The 20,855-nt window shown below is 53.8% G+C and carries 18 protein-coding genes; 11 read left to right on the plus strand and 7 right to left on the minus strand.

Translation table 11 applies throughout. The annotated features are described in order from the left end of the window. Positions 1 to 370: 370 nt before the first annotated feature. Positions 371 to 1,534 (plus strand): hypothetical protein, encoded by a 1,164-nt coding sequence (locus tag ACAX43_RS29235; RefSeq protein ID WP_370711824.1) that lies wholly within the window; start codon positions 371 to 373, stop codon positions 1,532 to 1,534. Here the strand turns inward: ACAX43_RS29235 and ACAX43_RS29240 are convergent. Together ACAX43_RS29240 and ACAX43_RS29245 are read right to left on the minus strand one after the other, a co-directional pair. Continuing rightward, the gene (locus ACAX43_RS29240) at positions 1,517 to 2,383 is read right to left on the minus strand and encodes a hypothetical protein (RefSeq protein ID WP_370711825.1); all 867 of its coding nucleotides are present in this window, start codon (positions 2,381 to 2,383) and stop codon (positions 1,517 to 1,519) included. The two genes, ACAX43_RS29235 and ACAX43_RS29240, sit on opposite strands and share 18 nt — an antisense overlap. Then, positions 2,380 to 3,579, minus strand: coding sequence for a tyrosine-type recombinase/integrase (locus ACAX43_RS29245; RefSeq protein ID WP_370711826.1), 1,200 nt, complete (start codon positions 3,577 to 3,579; stop codon positions 2,380 to 2,382). The genes ACAX43_RS29240 and ACAX43_RS29245 overlap by 4 nt, the downstream gene beginning before the upstream one ends. 318 nt (positions 3,580 to 3,897) lie before the next feature. On the opposite strand from ACAX43_RS29245, the gene ACAX43_RS29250 reads away from it, so the two are divergent. The 3 genes from ACAX43_RS29250 to ACAX43_RS29260 all read left to right on the plus strand — a co-directional run bounded on the left by ACAX43_RS29250 (position 3,898) and on the right by ACAX43_RS29260 (position 7,908). After that, positions 3,898 to 4,956 carry a tyrosine-type recombinase/integrase gene (locus ACAX43_RS29250; protein ID WP_370711827.1) on the plus strand — a complete coding sequence of 353 codons (1,059 nt, stop codon included), beginning with the start codon at positions 3,898 to 3,900 and terminating at the stop codon, positions 4,954 to 4,956. 945 nt (positions 4,957 to 5,901) lie between these two features. Beyond that, positions 5,902 to 6,390 (plus strand): hypothetical protein, encoded by a 489-nt coding sequence (locus ACAX43_RS29255; protein ID WP_370711828.1) that lies wholly within the window; start codon positions 5,902 to 5,904, stop codon positions 6,388 to 6,390. A gap of 78 nt (positions 6,391 to 6,468) precedes the next feature. Beyond that, positions 6,469 to 7,908, plus strand: a complete 1,440-nt coding sequence (locus tag ACAX43_RS29260) for an HD domain-containing protein (protein ID WP_370711829.1) — start codon at positions 6,469 to 6,471, stop codon at positions 7,906 to 7,908. Between the two features lie 133 nt (positions 7,909 to 8,041). Here ACAX43_RS29260 and ACAX43_RS29265 read toward each other — a convergent pair whose 3' ends face one another. The 3 genes from ACAX43_RS29265 to ACAX43_RS29275 are packed head-to-tail and all read right to left on the minus strand — an operon-like array spanning position 8,042 to position 11,317. Next, entirely contained in the window at positions 8,042 to 8,524 is a 483-nt protein-coding gene (locus ACAX43_RS29265) for a nucleoside 2-deoxyribosyltransferase (RefSeq protein ID WP_370711830.1), read from the minus strand. After that, positions 8,517 to 10,118, minus strand: a complete 1,602-nt coding sequence (locus tag ACAX43_RS29270) for an SIR2 family protein (RefSeq protein WP_370711831.1) — start codon at positions 10,116 to 10,118, stop codon at positions 8,517 to 8,519. Before ACAX43_RS29270 ends, ACAX43_RS29265 begins: the two co-directional genes overlap by 8 nt. Then, complete coding sequence (locus tag ACAX43_RS29275) at positions 10,118 to 11,317, minus strand: DUF6884 domain-containing protein (protein WP_370711832.1); 1,200 nt, start codon at positions 11,315 to 11,317, stop codon at positions 10,118 to 10,120. Before ACAX43_RS29275 ends, ACAX43_RS29270 begins: the two co-directional genes overlap by 1 nt. 442 nt (positions 11,318 to 11,759) lie before the next feature. Between ACAX43_RS29275 and ACAX43_RS29280 the strand changes: the two genes are divergently transcribed. Together ACAX43_RS29280 and ACAX43_RS29285 are read left to right on the plus strand one after the other, a co-directional pair. After that, on the plus strand, positions 11,760 to 12,575 hold the full coding sequence (locus tag ACAX43_RS29280) for a DNA adenine methylase (protein ID WP_370711833.1): 816 nt from the start codon (positions 11,760 to 11,762) through the stop codon (positions 12,573 to 12,575). Next, entirely contained in the window at positions 12,572 to 13,408 is an 837-nt protein-coding gene (locus tag ACAX43_RS29285; RefSeq protein ID WP_370711834.1) for a hypothetical protein, read from the plus strand. Before ACAX43_RS29280 ends, ACAX43_RS29285 begins: the two co-directional genes overlap by 4 nt. On the opposite strand, the gene ACAX43_RS29290 is transcribed toward ACAX43_RS29285, so the two are convergent. Beyond that, on the minus strand, positions 13,405 to 13,998 hold the full coding sequence (locus tag ACAX43_RS29290; RefSeq protein ID WP_370711835.1) for a 7-cyano-7-deazaguanine synthase: 594 nt from the start codon (positions 13,996 to 13,998) through the stop codon (positions 13,405 to 13,407). The two genes, ACAX43_RS29285 and ACAX43_RS29290, sit on opposite strands and share 4 nt — an antisense overlap. Further along, on the minus strand, positions 13,991 to 15,232 hold the full coding sequence (locus tag ACAX43_RS29295) for a PfkB family carbohydrate kinase (RefSeq protein WP_370711836.1): 1,242 nt from the start codon (positions 15,230 to 15,232) through the stop codon (positions 13,991 to 13,993). The genes ACAX43_RS29290 and ACAX43_RS29295 overlap by 8 nt, the downstream gene beginning before the upstream one ends. Before the next feature lie 940 nt (positions 15,233 to 16,172). On the opposite strand from ACAX43_RS29295, the gene ACAX43_RS29300 reads away from it, so the two are divergent. The 5 genes from ACAX43_RS29300 to ACAX43_RS29320 all read left to right on the plus strand — a co-directional run bounded on the left by ACAX43_RS29300 (position 16,173) and on the right by ACAX43_RS29320 (position 20,813). Then, positions 16,173 to 17,147: a site-specific integrase gene (locus ACAX43_RS29300; protein WP_370711837.1), complete on the plus strand. Its 975-nt coding sequence runs from the start codon at positions 16,173 to 16,175 to the stop codon at positions 17,145 to 17,147. A gap of 437 nt (positions 17,148 to 17,584) precedes the next feature. Further along, positions 17,585 to 17,797, plus strand: a complete 213-nt coding sequence (locus ACAX43_RS29305) for a hypothetical protein (RefSeq protein WP_370711838.1) — start codon at positions 17,585 to 17,587, stop codon at positions 17,795 to 17,797. Between the two features lies 1 nt (position 17,798). Beyond that, positions 17,799 to 18,143 (plus strand): hypothetical protein, encoded by a 345-nt coding sequence (locus ACAX43_RS29310; RefSeq protein WP_370711839.1) that lies wholly within the window; start codon positions 17,799 to 17,801, stop codon positions 18,141 to 18,143. A 10-nt stretch (positions 18,144 to 18,153) separates the two neighbouring features. After that, positions 18,154 to 19,362, plus strand: a complete 1,209-nt coding sequence (traW, locus tag ACAX43_RS29315) for a conjugal transfer protein TraW (protein ID WP_370711840.1) — start codon at positions 18,154 to 18,156, stop codon at positions 19,360 to 19,362. An 8-nt stretch (positions 19,363 to 19,370) separates the two neighbouring features. Next, positions 19,371 to 20,813: a hypothetical protein gene (locus ACAX43_RS29320; RefSeq protein ID WP_370711841.1), complete on the plus strand. Its 1,443-nt coding sequence runs from the start codon at positions 19,371 to 19,373 to the stop codon at positions 20,811 to 20,813. Positions 20,814 to 20,855 lie beyond the last annotated feature (42 nt).

The raw sequence follows: 20,855 nt of genomic DNA on the forward strand, positions 1-20,855 counted from the left end.
GTAGCATCGACCGTTGATTTTCCCTTCATCCACTCAAACCCGGCCAATTCTGGTCGGGGTATTTTTTATTGCGTGCAGAACTATGCATATGAGGATCGGAACGAAAATACTACTCCTACCCGGCAATCGTTGATTGAATGCTTCGTGCTGTCGAGCGAAACGAGTCAATCACACTTATGCTTCAATTGGAATATTAAATATTTAGAGATACGAATCAATAAGTTCAAACAAATAGACGATCAATAGATCGACATTAGCATGTCTCGATTCAACGATAGATGAGCATCGCTTGCAGGCAGTTCATTCATCGAAGAAGCGGGACAATCAATTACCCTCACCAACACAGTGAAAGACACACCATGTTGCAACCATGACAGAAATCACTAAAGATCTTGAGACACTCGGCATAATTTCTCAAGTTGATGAACGAATCAATCTTGAACAAACCGATGACGATGGGAAAATCAGAACCATCATCCACATGGGCTATGCATCAAGGCATCTCTTTACTATCGAGAAATTTGTGAAAACTCTCGAAAACCGATGGACTGGGGGATTCATTGAGGAGCGAGCAAAGTACAGTGGTTTGATGCAGTTACGCGAGCTTTTCCTTGGCAAAAACTTCTACAGATCCATGAATGACTGCATTGGACGATATTCAAGCATGTACCGATACTCTGCACGTGTTGAAGCATTCTACGATACCTGCAAAGAGATAGGGCTGCTTGACCCGTTTGGCGAAAGGCATTTCAATTTCGAAGAACCTCACCATGTGCATGTTCGCACGGGGATGGCCCACTTCGAGATATTCAACGTCCTAATCGGGAAGATCCGTGCACGCGTTCAGTCTCGGAAATTCAACGAGCGTGAGCGTCTTCGTCTAGTCAACGCAACGCGCAGAGAGCGCAGTGTTCTTGAGATGGAAGAGGCCATGTTCTCTGAGCAGACGGGAAGATCCCGCTGGCTGGTGCTGTCACTGACGTTGCGTATCAAACCTGCTTTTCGTCGATGGGTTACGCCTGAGATGTTCCAGCAGTATCGCAAACGCTTCTTCGTTGCTCGTCGGTACAATGAGTTGATGAAAGATATCGCGAATTACGTCTGGGCCATTGAGCAAGGCGAAGAATCCGGCCTGCACCTGCATGTAATCCTTTTCTACGATGCAAGGAAGCATAACCACGACGAGTTCATCGCTAAGCAGATCGGCGAATACTGGTCCAATGTCGCAACTGAAGGCAAGGGAAACTACTGGAACAGCAATCAGGCGTGGCTAAAACGCCGGTATGCAAACAAGCATGGCGTCGGTGTGGGTCAGATCAACTGCAACGAGCGCGAGAAGCGTGACGCACTCCGCACGAATCTCCTGTATCTCGCAAAGGCAGATCAATACCTGATAAGCCGCAGCGTCGAGCACATGCACACGTTCGACATGGGGAAGATTCCACAGAAGATCAAGTCCGGGCGACCGCGGAGTGTGCCAACTATTGAGAGCACGATTCCGGCGCAAGCAGGTGTATCAATCGCTGGATCTTAGGCGATATGGAAACCGGGATGGTTCCTTGTCAATCCATCGTCGGACAGTATCCGGAAGAGCATCCGTCTTTAATCCGGATTTCTCAACGAATACGGATTGCTCTTCAGTCAATTTGCGAGCGACCTGGTTAACAGCCTCCGACAAAGATTTCCACCCAACGCCTGGAGCCAACTCCACCAGCAATTTGGCAACCTCATCCTTGACCTTAGCCTTGCCGGGCTCATCGAGCCGAGCCTTTGCTTGGCCGCCCTTACTGGCTCGCTCCGTGAAACGGTCACGCGGATTGGGAATCAGCACGTCTGCACTGGACCAATATAACCCACGATCTGCGCAATATGACGCATAGCTCAGTTCGTTATTCAGCAGCGCTCTGGAACCTGCCATTGCGCACACAGTAGCGATGATTGGTGCTACGAAATGAGCTTCGTAGCCGTATTCAAAAAATCCGAAAACAGAAAGTTCCGTGGCAGACAAAATTTCATCGATGGATTGCCCCGATTGCAACACCTTCTTAATTGGGGCTTCCAGCTCACTCCATTGTTCGGCCAAGCCATTCCCGACGATGTAGCCACTCACAGATCGCTCAATTTTGGCAAATCGCTCTTTCAAAGTCTCAGCCGATTTCTGCGCACTCGAACTCGGATCTTGCAGGAAACGGGTTGTCAAACCGCCATCATCGGAGCGACGGAGATCTGCGGCCAGTTCCTTCGGCCTTCCCGATTTGCGCCATAGCTTGATTGACAGCTGGTACTGAACAAACTGCCTGTCGCGCAGGATGCGGTAGATCTTCTTAAACGGCCCCTCTGCGGCCGACAAATAATCCGGCATACTATTTTTGACCTTGGTCACGCCGCCTCCCCACCAGTCGGGGCCTTCATGCGCTCCAAATAATCCGCCCACTTCTGCATCATCGCCACTCGGTCATCAATGAATTTTGTCCTGTTGTAAGCAGTGCCTAGTGAATCAGAAACTTTGTGAGCTAACTGGTGCTCAATAACTTCGCTTGGAAAGCGTAGCTGCTCATGCAAGATCGTGCGCGCCATCGCCCGAAAGCCATGACCGGTGATTTCGGTCTTCGTGTCGAAACCAAGACGCCGCAGCGCCGCGTTGATCGCCGCCCCGCTCATCGGCTTCTTCACGTCCCGCCCTGGAAATACGTATTGGCGGTGTCCCGTAAGGGCATATAGCTCTCGAAGTATCGTCACTGCTTGCTTGGCCAGCGGGACCAAATGTTCAGTCTTGGTCTTGCTGACGGTGTAACGCCATTCGGCCTTATCAAGGTCAAACTGCGACCATTGTGCGGTACGCAGCTCCCCGGGGCGGACGAAAAACATGGGAGCCAGCCGCAATGCGCACTGCACTACGAACGTCCCTTGAAAGCCGTCCAAAGCGCGCAGCAATGCTGCAACTTCCTGGGGGTTGGTCACCGACGCAAAGTGCGTATGACGCGCCGGAGGCAAGGCGCCTTTCAGATCGGCACTAACATCCCGTTCAGCGCGCCCGGTTGCTACTGCGTAGCGAAAAACCTGACCGCAGTTCTGCTGAACTCGGTGCGCCGTATCGACTGCACCGCGCCCCTCGACCCTGCGCAACACTGACAGAAGCTCGGGCGCCTTGATTTCCGCGATCGCCCGGGAGCCTAACCACGGGAACGCGTCTTTTTCAAGACGAGCCATGATTTTGTTGGCATGCGACTCCGCCCAGCCGGGCGAATATCGCGCAAACCACTCACGGGCAACGGCCTCGAAGCTATTCGCCGCGCGCTCAACGGTGGCGGCTTTCTGCATCTTGCGCGCCACACCGGGATCGACACCGTTCGCAAGCAGCTTTCGAACGCCGTCTCGACGCTCGCGCGCATCCCTTAGTCCGACGTCGGGGTAGACCCCCAGCGAGATACGTTTTTCTTTGCCCCCGAACCGGTATTTGAATCGCCACCACTTGCCCCCAGCGGGGGCAACCTCCAAGTAAAGGCCATCGGCATCAAACAGCCTAAGAGGCTTATCTGCAGGCTTAGCGGCGCGAATAGCAACGTCGGTGAGAGGCATCTGGGGGCAACTCCATGTGGTAACTTGCTGTTGCCCCTAAACTTGCCCCCTGTTGCCCCCGGATGTCAATGAATCCCCTTGGACAAAAATGGAAATAAAAAACCCGCAGAGCCTTGCAGCTGCGCGGGTTTCTGGACTTCGCCGGATCATCTAAGACATGTTCTTGGTGGAGAGGAGGAGGATCGAACTCCCGACCTTCGCATTGCGAATCAGAATGCCTACCCATAAATATAAAGGCTCATTGACCTATTCCGTCATTTTTGGGACAATTTTGAGACACACTTGTCCCGAAAACGACATCTAGCGGTCAATTTGGCTATGGCGACCTTTACCAAACGCGGCGACCTTCAGTGGCAAGCCAAAATTCGCAGAAAAGGCTACCCTCAAGAGTCGAAGACCTTCGACACCAAGGCAGATGCTGAGAAGTGGGCGAGGTCCATCGAACGCGAGATGGACCGGGGACGCTTCGTTAGCAGCTCGGAAGCTGAGAGCACAACCTTCACCGAAGCGTTGGATCGCTACGAGCGCGAGATCGCATCGAACAAACGAGGCGCAACGCAAGAGAAGTCGATCATTCGTCAGCTACGCGACTCATGGCTTGCAAAGCGACCACTCGCAGGAATCCGGCGAGCTGACATTGCGAAGCTGCGCGACGAATGGTGTGTCACTCATAGCCCGGCGACGGTTGTCCGCCGCCTAGCTGTCATCTCTCACCTTTTCACAATTGCGCGAAAGGAGTGGGGGCTGGAAAGCCTCTCCAATCCGGTCGAGTTAGTTCGCAAGCCTACGATCAAAAACGAGCGCATTCGCCGCATTGCCAAGATCGAACCAGAAGCCGTGAAAGGCGACTCGACCGACGAACTTGCGTACGTCAAAGCGGCGTCCGCGTCTGCCTTCTTGCCCGCGCTCATCGACATTGCAGTCGAAACGGCGATGCGTAGAGGTGAGTTGATCTCGCTCGGCCCAGCCCAAGTTGATCTTACAAAGCGCGTTGCGCGTCTTGCCATGACGAAGAACGGGAGTTCGCGCGACGTTCCCCTTTCGAGGAAAGCGATCGCCGTCTTTGAAGATCTCATCAAAGATGGGCGCGAATTGTTTTTTCCGCTCCGTCCCGACGCGGTAACTCGAGCGTTCGAGAGAGCGGTCGCACGGGCGAGAAAAACCTATGAGGAGGATTGTGCGAACAAGGGCGTGGCCGCGAACCCTAATCTTCTGGTCGACCTATGCTTTCACGACTTGCGACACGAGGCAACATCACGCCTTGCCGAAAAATTTCCGCTCCATGAACTAGCGAAGATTACAGGCCACCGCGACACGAAGATGCTTATGCGGTACTACCATCCGAGGGCGGAGGATCTTGCGAAGAAGCTGGACTAGCGCCACCGATTATCTCGAGCGCTCGCCAATAAAATTTTCACCCGGACCTGCCCCCCCGTCTGGCCCATCGCGGCAACACCAGCGGTTGCCGGGAGCAGGCCGACACCGATCTCGACATCAGATTCGACTTCGACGTATTACGTCCCGTCGTCGGGCGCGCGCGTGCTGAAGTCGATACTGACGATCAAAGCGGACCGGCGAAATGGCACCGTGAATGCGACGAAGCACCACGCTAGGTGTGCTGACCCGGCGAGCGTTAACAACCGTTGAAATTCGCCCTCAGTCATATCAACCACTCCTGTAACTCCGGCTTGACCGAAATGAACGCGCCAATGTTCGGCACGACTGCATTGCCCAAATCCGGCTTGTCCTTCGGAGAAACCTGGATCAAGAACCTGACTACGCCGCCCACCGCTTCAGTAAACTCCCCCTCTAACTGAATCGACGCGCGACTCTCTCGCTCCGGAGGGTAACCTCGAGGCCGGTCCGCGCGAATTGACAGGCTCGAGTTCCAACTGGTGACGCGCCCATAGCGACTCAGCAACTCGCGCCTAGGGTTTCGGTGCTTCGCTTTGTTCATAACCGCCCCTCCTGGACTTGACGACCTGCCGAGTCTGCACAAGGCCAATATCGCCCTTGCCAACTGGTTTTGCCGCTACGGCCAAAGACAGGCCCTAGCAGTTCATGTAGCACTTTTGCCCGGCCACCTATCTTATTGACGCAGCAGGTGTTTTTTGATACCCTCCAGTGGCAGCCCGGGCGCAGTAAACCTACGCGCCCGGGCTGCCACTGGCGAAAACTCTTACGCCGATGCGCGCAAAATACTGTATATATATACAGGTATGAAACAACAAAGCTACGAGCGCTCCACCGCTGCAAGCCATCACAGATGCGCTAGTGGGTCGAAGTCGCCGGGGTCGTAACTTTTAAAAAATGAGGGGCATCATGGACACCAAACAGCTGGTTCTCAAGTTAGCGCTTGAGGCAGCCGATCAGCCCATGGACGTCAACACGCTGGACGAGCGCATGCGGCTTCAAAAGGCTGTCTACCTTCTACAAGCCGCTGGCGCGAGCTTAGGTTATCGATACAGTTGGTACCTGAAAGGACCGTACTCGACGGCGCTCACGCAGGACTACTTTGCGCTCGCAGAAGCGAAGCAGCAAGGAGATGATGCTGCTGGTCAGCGGTCTTTAAAACCAGAAGTTCTGGAAAGAATCAAGGCGGCCGCTCAAGTTCTGCGGAAACCTGCAGCTGCACGACCGCTTTCCCTCCCAAACTGGCTCGAACTTCTTGCTTCGCTACATTATTTGGCGACCTCAGAGCATTTTGAAGGGGAGCGGCTCAAGCGTGAGCTGTCTCGCCGGAAACCACATCTGGCGGCAACCGTGGACGTCGGAATTGAGCACCTCAAGAAGTGCAACCTACTGACCTGAGCGGTCAACCGTTTGACGTATCGCGTGACGCGATACGTCAGCAAAATACAATACGCGTCCCGGGGACATTGGGCGACAATGGCAGACTTACAACCTTATAAACGTGTCTCGGACCCGGTTCACGGAACAATTGAGCTGACAAGAGTAGAAGCCGCAGTGGTTTCAAGCAAGGCCTTTCAGCGGCTTCATAACGTCAGGCAGTTGGGATTGGCCCACTATGTTTTTCCCGCCGCAAATTATTCGCGCTTTGCGCATTCGCTAGGCGCGTGCCACAACGCGCAGCGCTTGTTGTCAGCGATCGCCAAAAATACTGGCAAGAAATTTACGACAAAGGAACTTCAGTTAGTGCGGCTAGCGGGATTGGTCCATGACTTGGGACACTACCCTTTTTCTCATGCTTTTGAGCACGAGATAGAAGAATTCTATGCTTCGTCACAGTTACTGGACGGAGACAATCGCCAAACCGATGGAGATGTTTTCGACCACGAGGCGATGGGCGAACAGGTACTCGCCACGGATCCGGAATTGGTAGCAATTCTGAAGGAACATCAGATCCGCGCATCCGATATATCGGACGCGTTCAAGAAGCGCGCGGACAACCCACTTGCAGGCATCCTAAGTTCAGACCTAGATTGTGACCGTTTGGACTATCTTCGACGGACGGCACATCACAGCGGCCTCCCATACGGCAACGTCGATATAAACTACATCATTGACCAAGCGACAACGGATATAGAAGGAAATTTTTGTTTCGGGAAGAAGGCTATTCGCGCTGCGGACCATCTTTTAGTATCACGGTACTTTGACTACCTTCAGGTTCCGTTCCACAAAAGCGTGGTGGCATTGGAATGGTCGCTCCGCGTAGTGATTCGCGAGCTTTTGAACCGAGGAAAAATCTCGTGTAGTGGAAGTGATGTGGCGGCGATGGCAAAGGACGGACGATGGCGCAATTTCGACGACAATGCGATCTTGCACGAAGCCCGCCAAATGTCGAAAGACCTCCTGGGTCATCGCACTCGACCGGACCGCGATGACGGTGTAATCGCCCATATATCGGCGATATTGCATAGAACCCCTGCGAAGCTCGTCGCAAGTTACGAGGCCGTCTGTCCAGCCCATGTCTCTGCATCTATCGACGTCGGCCAACTCCACTCGGCAATCGATGACTTTCGCGTCCGTCATGGGCTCTGCGAGCTTTCACTGCATCTGTGGAAACCAAAGGACTTTGCTCTAATAAAGGCATCCACTAGAGGAATTGGCGCTGCGGAAATGCATTTGGCGGGTTTAACGCCTGACGAACCTGAGTACCATGAGTTCGTTCGTATCGATGACAAAGAGAGGGGCGAAGCGGCCCGTCCTATCTTTATGTTTCCTCAAGCGTTGATGAATCAGGTTCATAACTTCCGATATAGAGCATTCCGCGTTTATGCGCTATTCAACGGAAATGCGAAGTTTGATGCGCTTGTGCGGACTGAATTGGCGCCAAAGCTTCAAGAGTTGGGTCTCGTCTCAGCTTAGCTGCGGCATCGCCGGCGTCCCGCACCGTTTGCCTGCGACCCCGGAGAAAGTAAAAAGGCCTTGTCGAACGACAAGGCCTTTTTTCGTCATCTAGCCGTGGAATCCCGCCTGATGTTTGCCGCTCCACTGACACTCAAAATGCGAGGCGATTCCCCGAGGCGGCGATCTCGCGTGGCGATCGGATGACATCCACGATTTCGTCTATTGACGACACGATGAGGTGGCAGCTACAAATAACCATTGGATTATCGCCCGTCACGAGCAATACTCGATCGTCGGTTTTCAATCCAATACACAACTTTCCGAGTGCATAAGCATACCCAAGCTCAAACGACACACCCTCATCTACCGTGCGCCCGTCGAGCACGGCAATTAGAACGTCCGAGCTAGCAATAGCATCAATGTCCTTCTTGAAAACGTTCTGCCTTGCTTCTTCAAGCGGCATGCCGCTTGCAACGAGCTTCGTAAGAAGTCCTCCATCGCGTTGAGGCAAAAATACGTCGATTAAGGGCGCCATAGAGGATTCGATGCGCGCATTAAAATCACGCTCCATATCATTGAACAATGGAGCGGCAAGGTAGGCGCGCGGCTTACGTGCAAATTCGATTTTACGCATATCTATCCATCACCTCTGTTAAGTCAATAGGCTCGTAACCTTTTAGCAAAACCCGCCTTACGACTTTCTTTGCTATTTGCCCCGGCGTCTGGCCTTCGGTGTTGTATACAAAACTAGGTTTATAGATATCCTTCAATGCGGCTATTTGCGCCTCAAAGTAATCTTTACTTCCAGCCTGTTCCGGCGAACGGCCTCGCGTGTAGTTTCGCTCGACCAGCGTCTCCGCTTTTGCCTGAAGGAAAATAATTCCACCATTTTGCAATGGTCGGTGACGAGTTATGATCCGTTTCATAGCAGCAGTTTTTTCCTTATTTTCACTTTCATTTTCAGAGAAAGCATACAAGTCCAATGGACCGCGATCCATAAAATGAAAGCCAACTCCTGCCGCGTGCATTATTCTATTTTTCTCTTTCAGCTCACCGTAAATGAAACTATCTACTTTTTCGCTTTCCTCTTGGCTTAATTGCTTGAAGGATCGATACATTTCTGAAGGTGGAGGCTGCGTCCACTCTTCGTAAGTTTCGAAGCAGCGCAAGTGCTCCAATAACGAAGATTTTCCTGCTGCAACTGGCCCGACGATGTAGTAGTGCCGACATGAACATCGATCCTCTCCCATTTCATCAAGCTTATCGCCAAATTCGCGCGGCTCAAGATTTAATAGCAAGAAAAATTCTCGCATTTCAGCAGATGTCAGAAAAAGCGTAAATACATTGTACAAGTCAAGATTGGCATTAAAAATATCGGAACGCTGCTCACCATTCAAAGCATCCTCATCATGTAGCCAATGAATCATATAGTGGTGATTGGCAGGACTCTTGTCTCGATTGAGACGCAAATAGTTTTTGAGTGACGCATCAGCAAGCGAATGTCCGATGATTAACATCGTATTTTGTACAAATCGCATGAAAATATACTCCGCACTCACTCCCGGCGCCCTAGCAATAGCATCAGCAAACGAATCTTCCGTGAAAATCAGCGTCGGACTTCGTTTCTTGAGGGATGCTTGAGGCAACAGTCCGTTAACATGGTATATAGTGGTGTGATTCGGTCGATCCAAGAGCGCGGGACGCCATTCAACAGAGTATGATCGAGTTGACTTATCAAGTTGAGACCTAAATCCAACCGATTGCGCCAGAATATCATCGAAATTGAAATTTACGACGAACGGGACCTTTCTCACAAGATCTTTCAGTTGAGAAAGATAAGGGTGTGAGTCTAGTAAATCCGTTATTTTCGGCGCGACGTCTTTATATATTGCTTCGTGGATCGATTTCGCCCAATCATGGTTGACTGTAGCCTCTCCAGACGCGCTGAGGTCCTCATCACCAGAATTCCGATGTCGGTTGTAAATGATTTGCCCGAGATATTCTGGTGTAAGCCCGGCGGTTCTATGTGCTCTAAAATCTCCCGCCAAAGTCGCTGAGTGCGCGGCAAGCCTTTCAAGCAACCCATACCAGTTGGGAACACCAGCATTGATTGAAATTCCCGCCCCTGTTACGAGATTAAGTCGTTGCTGCTGCAGACGCTGATAGAGATGGCACATAAAGCGAGGCAACGCAGGCTGCCGGACCAATGCTGCATTCAACTCGTTCATTACGTCTGCTTCCCTTGGATAGATATTAGATGGGATATAGAGCCAAGATCATCGGGCTTGTATCGCTTGGCAACATCGCGTAAATTCCACAACCCAGAACGAACTATGGGGGCCATAGGCGAATGTCGGCCAAGCCAGTTCGTGCTTGGCTTTTCAATAACCTCAAAATTTTCCGTGCAAAGAGCAATTAGCTGTGTCTCGAAATGTGCCCTCAAACTATCTTTCGAAGGTTCATCGTCGATAGGAATAACGAACACTTCCAAATCACTCAGATATCTGCTTACCTTCCTTTCGTGGTCAACCTCGTTCTCGCGAACTTCAGCGGATGCATGCTGCCCTTCACCCCACGTTTTATATTGACGCTGCAATTCGTCAGAGTCGAGGAGTGCGCGGCCTACGTGGAGTCGAAAGATAGAACCGCGGTGGTTTCCCGCACCATCCACCTGACCAAAATGACTTCTCAGTCGAGTCCTCAATGTTGATTTCGACTCTAAACTCACCGCATGGGTACCAATCCGGACTATTCGCGGGCCACTTTTTGTGAAATTTTGTTCCCTCGGATCCAGGAAAACATATACGCCGCGCTTAGGAATTCTTGCTTGGGAGAAGTTAGAAAACTTAAAAGTCAGTCCCATTGTTCGCGCATCATCAATGATGGCGTACAATTTTTTCAGATCCCTGACACGAATGCTCATCTGCTCCGCTTGCTCCAGCCAAAGTGGCATTTGTTCTGGAGCAAGTGTCTTAAGTGGAGTTAGAAGGTTTAGCGGTGGATTTCTGTCCGAATTGCAAAATAAAAGGGGGTCGACATAGTCACTTTCCGCCAGAAAAGTTACGACAGTATCCTGCGCAAGAGTCGCAAGTGAATCCAGCGCAGACCTTGCCCAGGCGCATTTTTCCGATACGCTCAGATTTTTTATCTGAAAATCGTACGGCTCAATTATTTTGTCTGGAGCAACTAATCCGTGTTTCGCCGACAGCACGAAATATCGGGCTCCAAGATTTTCTGCTATCGCTCTCGAACGTTGAAATCTGCTCGATGTGTAAAGGTGACTAACGCGCGCTGCCGATTTGAGCTTATTGCGCCCACAGCCGATCACCACAACACCAGGCTTACCGTCGTCGCTCAACAGCGAAGCCAACGTATCGAAGATCGGAAGCTCGAAAAAATCACCTTGGACGCCTTCGCTGGTGTTCATTTTTCCCGCACGGTGGTTTCGACTGTCCTCAAATTGTAACCGACTGAGACAGGCTACCCCAGTGACAGTACGTTTACGCGACGTGGACTGCAGGTCCCTCAGGCGAACGTCCATTATCTGCAGTTGAGCAGGCAATTGCTGACATACGTCGAACGACCACTATTGTCCGAGATTGTGTCAGAACGCAAAATTCTCCGTTTTCTGTAGTGTCACTTTACCGCCGACGCGAGCTCCACGAAGGTTTATGGTCGTTCTGGCAAGTTGACTTCCGCGCTGAACCACGGCGGCATGCATTCCATCTGCGCCGACCACAGGCCAAAGCACGGAGGCCGGACTGCTGGACACCGCGCCAACGCGGCACCGCGCTAACCAACACAAATCGAAAGGGCTGTTCGCAAAATGCCGCTCCGCGTGTCCATGAACGCTCAAAATATGCGACGCCATGGAGCTGACAGCTATTGCCCCGCGCAGTTCGTCCATTTTTCACGGACATTGTCTGTGTCCGATCAGCTACAGATCACGACCACCGGGCGGGCGCTCTGAAGACATTGACGCCCTCGCCAAATGTGGCGATACTCTTGCCATGCGATACGACGGAGGCAAGGGCACTTGTTACGCCCAAATAATCAACCTCATGCCTCCTCATGCAAGGTATGTTGAGACACATTTAGGCGGTGGTGCGGTGATGCGGAATAAAAAAGCCGCCGCGACGCAGATAGGCATTGAACGTGATGCTGCAGTGATTGAGGCTACCGAAGAAGCCTTAACTGGACTATGTACCCTCGTCCACGGAGACGCGATCGAGTGGCTTCAATCTACGTCGCTGGACGCCGACACCCTAATTTATGTAGACCCTCCCTACCACCCGGAAACGCGACGTAGAGCGAGAGTCTATCGGCATGACTACTCCGCAGAAGATCATGAACGGCTGCTTAACATCCTGACAAAATTGCCTTGCATGGTGCTGATCTCCGGATACGACTGCGCGCTGTATCAGGAACGGCTGGCGGATTGGAGCCAATATCGTTTCCAGGTTAGAACACGGGTCGGCATGCGCGAGGAGTGCGTGTGGTTCAATTATCCCAAACCCAAGATCCTCCACGACGACCGTTACCTAGGGGACGGCTTTAGACAGCGTGAAATCATTCGGCGCCGGAAAGACCGACTTCGGCAACGCGTACTGAAATTGTCGATTGCCGAGAAGGCATCGCTTCACGAGTGGCTTGGCGACCTGATTGCGGGAGAGTGTGACAAATGACTCAGATCGTCACCTACTGGATCGGCGAGCAAGAAGTCAAACGAGAGCTTCCAGACGCAGAGCGCTTCGTAGCACCCGGTATCGCATGGGGAGAGCACTGGCTACCGTTCACACCAGCATATTGGTTGTCTCAAGTTTGGATGAATTGCGCAGACGATCGATCGCACTCCCCTTATCACGCACAAGGCACGCTCGCAGAAGAAGTGACTTTCTGCCTTCTTAGCGGCTACGGCATCACTGCCGAGCTAGCCACAGCGGCGTTCGAAGCCTGTCGCAACGCAGCGCTGATCAGTTCGTTGAATGTCAATGCCGACGATTGGACCGAAGTGTTGAAGGTGCCCATGCAGCTGGGTGACCGTACAGCTTCCTATCGCTACCCCAATCAAAAAGGCAAGTATCTTGCAGACGCAATGCAGCACATTCAGGAGGATCGCGTCGCCACCACGGGTGGGCGAGCGTTACGAGATAGCCTAATGGGCATTCGCGGCATAGGCCCCAAGACGGCAGGCTTCATTGCGCGGAACTTTCTTGACGCCGACGACGTTGCTATCCTCGATATTCACATCGTCCGCGCCGGCCTACTCTGTGACCTCTTCCGTCCCGAGCAGAAGGTTGAAAGCCACTATTTCGAGATGGAAAAACAATACATCGACTTCTGCCGGTCGATGCATGTGCGTCCTGCCGTACTCGACTGCATCATCTGGGAGCAAATGAGGACCCTCGGACGTTTCGCGTTGGACGCCGTTAAGCGCAAGCTAGGTCAGCAGCTCACCGACCCAGACTCAGCACCTGTGCCACGTCAGTTGAGACTTAGACTCCCAGTCATAGCCTAACGCTGCAAGCCCACGGCCTGCATCACCGTTGAGTGTTTGATGCATCCGGGACAACTCCCACAGGCCAACGCTCCAGTGTGGCACGAGTGCGCCCATCCAAGCACCGACGTCGTAACTCCTGAAACTCTGACCAGCTCCTCGCTGGTCATCTTCGCCGCGGGTGCCATCAAGCGAATTCCCCCCTCCTGGATTTGCAGAACCTCGCTCAGTGCACTAAGGAAAGCAGGCGATCCGTCCGCGTGGCGGCGATCCGTTACGACGGTGCCAATAAGAACTGCGTCACAACCCGCCTTCATCGCTAGCATGCTGGCAATCGTGATGAGGTATTGATTTCGAAATGGCCAGAACTCCCCGTTGGCGGAATACGGAGACGCCGCGTCGCCTGCCATGCAACCACTACCAAGACTAGGAATTTCGGCATGCAAAACCTGATGCCTGAGCTCGAGATCACGGCAGACCTGCGCGGATGCTTGCACTTCGGCCGCTGCGGCGCGTTGCCCGTAGTCCACCGTCAAACAGACTTCAGGCCGAAGCCACGACGCGAGAGCAATAGAGTCAATGCCGCCCGACAGCAGCAAGAGGCTAGGCATCACCCATCAACCTCCAACAAGTCGCGTAAATGCCCGTAGTAAGATCATTCGTTACATAGCAGTCTGATCCGAAGACCATTGTTAGTGCAGACTCCGGAACGGCCTCGGCTACGGCGATCACAGGTATAGATCTCCCACGAGCGTATCCGACCTCAAACAAGGTCCCGGGATCAAGGCCATCCAGAAGTGCCAAGACAACGCTAGACTCTTCCAATGCCTTGAGGTCATCAGTAGCAACATCACCTGCAAGCCCCTCGCCGACGTCGTGAATCGGCGAAAACACCTTAAAGCCCATATCGCGCAGCGCGCCTCGCGTCTCATCAATAGCCCACTGCTGCCCGGCATTGAAAAATGGGCCGGCCAAATATACCTGCCTGTCGTCCGGGATGAGGCGGCGGCTACCCTGCCCAGCTTTGAGGTGTGCAGCGCGGGCTTGAACTTGAAAATCTCCTTCGGCAGCCAAGTCAATTCGATCATCGCCAGACTCGACATAATGGGCCGTTATCCGCGACGCAAGCCAAGCTGCATCTATTGCTGGCATACCGTTGACCAACCAACCATGAGCGAAGGTAGCAGAGAATACGTCACCTGACCCGATCTTGTAGACATTAGTCGTCGGAAAAGAATAGACCCAAGCGCTGTCCTTCGACGTCCTTACAAGCGCACCCTGCGGGCCGCACTTGACTATCGCGACGCTAACGCCTCGTTGACCAAGTAAGGCAGCGGCAACGGCCTCAGGATCTTGACAGCCGGTCAACGCTCGACCTTCTGACAGAGAGACGACCAGCGCCAACTCGTCAGCAGTCGACCCATTTGAGTTGTAATGCTTAGCGTCCTTTCCGTCCTGGGGATCGTAGACAACTCGTCGCGCATGGACAGCGGGACGCCCCTCGATCATGCCAAACACCAATGCAGATTCGGCCTCGACCGGCGGCTGGGAAATTGCAGCAATACCTCCAGCCGGATAGATGTCTGGTCGCCCCAGCGGAAACCGATATCTAAACCAGATATCGAGCGACGACGATGTTGCAGCCAATTCATAGCCGAAGAGCTTAGCGACCGCGGAAAACTCGTTAGCCAGGCCCTTCCCAAGCACGGTGTGAAGGCAGACCTTTGTGCCAAGGCTGGACAGAACAGCAGCCGCACGCCCGCCACTTCCGCGGAACATCTGTCGGCGAGGAAAGGCGCAATCTTCGCCATAGCTGCCGCCAACGATAGCGATGGCCGAACTCACTTGGACCTCACGCCGACAGTGCAATCGCCGCCATTTAGAGCCTCAACTTCGGCCTCGAACAAATAGCCGTTCTGAAGGCAGCGAATCAGCGAAGGCACACGGGGACCGGTCAAAACACCTGCGACCGCTCCCATATGCAGGACGGAAACAACCTGCTGCGGGGGCGGAGAGAGTACTACGTCGAGAACATGTCCAACCGTCACGGCAGTGAGAACCGCCGCCTGCGGTGAGTTCAATGCCGCCCGAAATGCCAAGGTGTCACACGGATCCCTCGGCGCGGAAGGAGACCAACCACCAGAACCTGAGCCGCCCATACTGCCCCCGAACGTTTATCTGATTAATTTGTTACCTCGAATATGCCACAACTCTGCGCAGAACTCATGGATGCGTCATCCACAACGTATCTATGACGCATTCAATCTCACCTCGTCGCATAGATGCGTCATCCATAACGCATCTTTGACGCATTCAATCCGTGGCCACCTTATTGGCGCTGATGTATTGCACCAACAACGCAACAACGACGCATCTGTGACGCATTCGCCCACATCGGCTGGCCCGCCAACACCAGATAATGGCGAACAACGCATTTTTGCATTGGCGCCCCCTTTGCTCGCTTGCCATCCCCCCCTGGCTCCCCTCGCGTGAGTTTCCAAATATGTCGCATCCCGCTGAGTCACGGATTCAATCTGTCTTGGTATCTGATACCTTTTTGAACGCGAGTGGCCGTTACAGCTCATTGCAAATGAAGCTGTAACGCGGCTATATGAAATATAGCCGCTACGTGATACCTCACCGTGTAACGAATCCGACAGTGCATTGGACGCCGTCTCGATTGAATACCAACAAGGTCACGGAAGCTGATAGTCTTGTGGACATAAGATCTTGCAACCCCAATCGGCAGAGCACTTGTGGTTTGCATCCCTAAATGGAATTGAGCATGACCATGATGAACCCAAGGCAAGCTGCCAGAGACCAGACTCGTACAAAAGAAACCATTGATGGGTACCTCGCCCGCGCGCATGGTCTCCTCTGTCGAATTGCCGATGAAATGCAGTTACCCGAAGACGCTTACCCGGCTCCTTCCGATGTAGTGGCCTACATGAGACGGCACGCGAGCGAATGGAAGTGGGCGACCTTCCGGCAGTATCAAGCGTGTCTGGTGTGCCGTTACGAGATGGAATTCGAACGCACCGGCTACCCGCTGTTTCAGAAAACGGCCGATGAAATCCGACTCCTCCCATATGTCGACTGCAAGCCAGAACGGGAAATCGGACGCACGTCGTCACGCAAACGAAAGGGCATCCCCAAGCGTGACTACGACGTGTTGGTCGCTAACCTCGCGAACCCATCACGTGACGGCGACTATTCGCGGAGAACAGCCCTCTGGTTGATGAGTGCCATTGTGACGGGGCTGCGACCTTGCGAATGGCAGCACGCAAATCTGTCCGAGGACCAAGCAGCACTAGTCGTCAGAAACGCAAAGGCCACAAACGGACGTGCGACCGGTGAGCATCGTGTCATCCCTGTACATTCGGGCGATCTACCGATTGTTCGAGCGCACCTGGAATCGCTGCGCGAACTTCAAGCGCGGGGAATTCAATTCTCGGCCATTCAGAAGGGGTGCAGCCAAGCTCTACGTCGGCTGTGTAAGGCACTATGGCCGGGCGATACCAAGCGTACCTATGCCCTCTATTCTGCTCGGCATCAGTTTTCGGCGAACGCTAAGGCAATCGCTTCGCCCGACGAGGTGGCAGCACTGCTGGGGCATCGATCCATCCGGACAGCGCGCCGACACTACGCTCAGCGCCGCAGCGCGTGGATTGAATTCAAGCAAAGACAGGCAGATGTCCGAAAGCTAAATGAAACAGTCAATCGCGCGTCCTCACCATCATCGAGGTCGAGGCCCTGCTAATCGATTCAATCAGCCGAGACAGATGATTGCTCCATCGATATCGCTGAACTAAAGTTACCCATCCCGAACATCGCGTGGCCGCCTTACCAGCCTAGAGACACGCCAACGTTCAGCACCACCCCAGTACGCGTCCACAGCTACCAGAAGAACGCACGAGCTCGTTCCTTTCTTCGATTTACGTAAGCAATGCCTTTCGAACCGGCAAAGAAATCGGCTCGCTCTCCGACTTTTTGTTTGTTAGGCAATTTTCCCAGCCTACGAGAAAAAATATTTCCGCGAGTTTGAACTATAGGACAAACCGGTACTTGCCGAATTATCTGTGTCGGTGATAATTGATTATCTTTAATTAGATTACCTTAAAAGAATGTCGGTACGACGACCGGCTGGAACCGGCCGCCGCACCTGATCACACATAGACCTGTACGAGAGGCCAACGCATGACTACCCGCATTCTACAAGCAAGTCACCCCCTTTCTTCGCTGCCGTTCGACACCGATTTATCGGTTGTCTTCGAGACCGAAGACGTGTGGCACATGTCGCTCCAACGCTTGGAAACCCTCATTGAGCGCACTGCACCCGGCGAGACGCGGGCGTATCTGTACGGCCTATATGACATGCGCCGTTCCGTGGTGTATGCCGGGGGCAGTTGACATGGTGATTCGAAAAATCATTTGCGCCTACGTGCTCGCTGTTGTCTCGGCGTCAACGCTCGCCGATCAACAAAGCACGTCCGACATGCTTGCAGCCGCACAAGCGGCGGCCGATGCGCGTCACGCCGAAGCGCTCGCACATTTACAGCAGGTTCAGATCGACAACGATGCGGCACTGGACCGCGCAGTGACCGCGTGCGAGTGCGCGAACGGTGTGTCGGTGATGCGCCAAATGACCATGAGGCAGTGGCTTGCAGAAGGAAAAGTCATTGCCATGAAAGTGCGGCTGTTGGAACTGTTCGTGTCCGCTCCGACCGCGATGCGTCTCGAATCTACCTGCCACTGAGGACGCCACTGTGAAAATCACCCAGATCAAACTGAGCGCCACGCTCGCAGGAGCCGCACTGCTCTCGGTCAGCAGTAGTGCCTTCGCCGTATGTGACGGATGTGTCGTCAGCGCGATCACAGAGGCACAACTGACAGTTCAAACGGCAATCGCCTCTCTCGGCACATCGTTATCCACAATTTTGAACGAGATCGATACTGACATAGCCAGCGTCGGATCGAAGATGTCCGACAGCGTCGTTCAGGCGTCCAACACGCAGCGCGAAATGGCGCTCGAAGTGCAGCGGCAACAGGAAATGGATCAGGTTGCTCGGGAAACCGAGTTGCCCATCGATCCCTGTGCTACGTCGAGCAGCAACTATGCATTGCAGGCCATCCATAGCGCTGCCACAACAGCGTCGAGCTATCGGCCCGGTGGCTCGCATGTTAGCTATGCACCGCTCGATAAGGCGCTCAACTCACCCGCCCCTTCGGTTGAGGCATCGCGTCGAGCTTCAGCAAGCATCCACGCCGACAACTATTGCAGTCCGCTCGAACTGCAAATGGGCTACGCTGGCTGCAAAACTTCCACTATGCCGGACGCCGATGCGGACGTGGATTCTGTTCTCATCGGTGCAGGCATGCCGGGGAAAAGCATAGATCTGACGTTCACACCGCAGCAGCAGGACGCGGCGCGCGCCTATGCCCGTATGTCAATCGATCCGCAACCGCCCGAGAGCATCACCAAGGCTGAGGCCAGCACGGAAACGGGCAAGCTATATATCGCGATGCAAAAGGCGTATCAGGCGAACATGTCGTCTGCAATCAAGCCCATGAACGACCTGATTGCGTCGCGCATGCCATTCCCCGGTAGCGCCCAACTGATCCAAGACATCAAGCAGTCAGACGCTGCGGCTCAGTATTTCAATGCGAACGCATCAAGCGTTGCCAAGAGCACGGGCACCATGAGCCTCGCGGAACTCGAAGACTTCGAGGCAGGCCGCCGTTGGCAAAATCCTTACTGGCAAATCGAATTCGGTGCAGTGGCCGACCCGACGAAACTCCAGCGTGAACAGCTTCTCACCCAAGCATTTTTGGTTGATCAGGTTCATGAACTGGTCAAAGCCGTGAGGCAATCGAATGTCCTGTCTGGGCAATCACTTGCTGCACACGAACGCTCGACCGATCGTCCTGCAATCGAAGCGCAACTTCAGCGCGTACGCGCGACTAATGCCCGGTGAGCCACTAAATGCATGCATTGAACCTCAATAGACTATTCATCGGCTCGCGCGCACGGCAGCGCGGCATCTATGATTTGCTCTCGCTGGGAATCGGCGCGTCCATTGCGATCGCGTTTGCGGCTACGCAAATATGGGCGCAGCGTCAGGAAATACTGTCGCAGCAGACTGCGGCGCAAGGGAACGTACTTGCTGACATCGGGAACAGTATTAACGGCGTGTATCTCGCCAAGTACTACTCGAACCTGGTCGACGGGACACCGATTGCAGGCGTCGCGAATGCGTACGCGCCCACGATGACGGAATTGCAAAACCTCAACGTGATCCCAGCCGAATACACCACAACAAGCGCCTACGGAACGCCGTACGTGATTTCACTTGCCAAGACACCGGCAGGGTGCGTTGCCCCGAGTTGCGATGTCAACGGGCTGGTGTACATCGCTGGCGCCATTACAGATCCCTCGACCGACAAACCTTTGACGTTGGATGATGGAGCAGCGGCGATCGGCGGCGACGGAGGCTATTCGGACCTGCTGACTCCCGACACGATCACGGGCATAAGTGCCGGATGGTCCCAAGCAAATCCGATGGGCAATGTCGCCGGCATTCTGGCAATGCGCGTGGGTTATGGTTCGAGTGGATGGGCCGCCTATGTGCGGCGCGACGGCTCACTGCCGATGGAGGGCGCTCTGAATTTCAAAGGCACGGATGGCACGTTGCATGACATTTCGAATGCAGCCACGGTCAATGCTCAGAAGGTCGTGGCGGCGGCTGGAGGGAATGTCCAAATTGGAAGTTCGACCTATTACGGAGACGGCGCGAACTCAGCGATCTATCAAACTGGATCGCTGTTCTTGCAGCATCCCGGTGGTGCGCCGGCAGACATTGCGCTCGTTGGCAATGTGAATTCGGCAGGGACGGTCACAGCGGCCGGCGCGCAGGTGAACGGCAACGCGAACGTCGCTGGACAGGCCTCGATCAACGGCAACACGATCATGGGCAACGGTACGCAGATTTACAACCCAGGTACGCAGTACATCGAGACTGGCGGCGGAAACCTGTACCTGAAGCCTTGGAACGGGGCTGGCGTGACGGTCGTAGGCGGTGGAGGCGGGAGTGGCCAATTGCTAACGACCGGGCGGCTTACGGCAAATGAATATATTCAGCCGAATGGCTATGCAAGTGCGGGCACTAGCTGCTCTCCCAACGGTTTGATTGGCAACTCAGGCAATGGGCCATTGTTTTGCCAAAACTATGTCTGGCAATCGCCTGGTCAAACACCTTCGGGAACGATGTGTGGCTACGACGATGTTCAGGGAGGCACGGGAAACGAAAATCAATCTTGGCTCTGCGGTGGATACGATCCGTTTCGAAACGGCTGTCCCGCTGGTTACTACCTGGCGAACGTCGGAGCAGCGCAGGAGCACTGGTTCTATTCGTGCCTGAAGTCGTAAGGGTTGCCCATTTCGACATTACGAATCGAACAGAACATAGCT

This window comes from Paraburkholderia sp. IW21 (genome assembly GCF_041321145.1).
Taxonomy (GTDB): domain Bacteria; phylum Pseudomonadota; class Gammaproteobacteria; order Burkholderiales; family Burkholderiaceae; genus Paraburkholderia.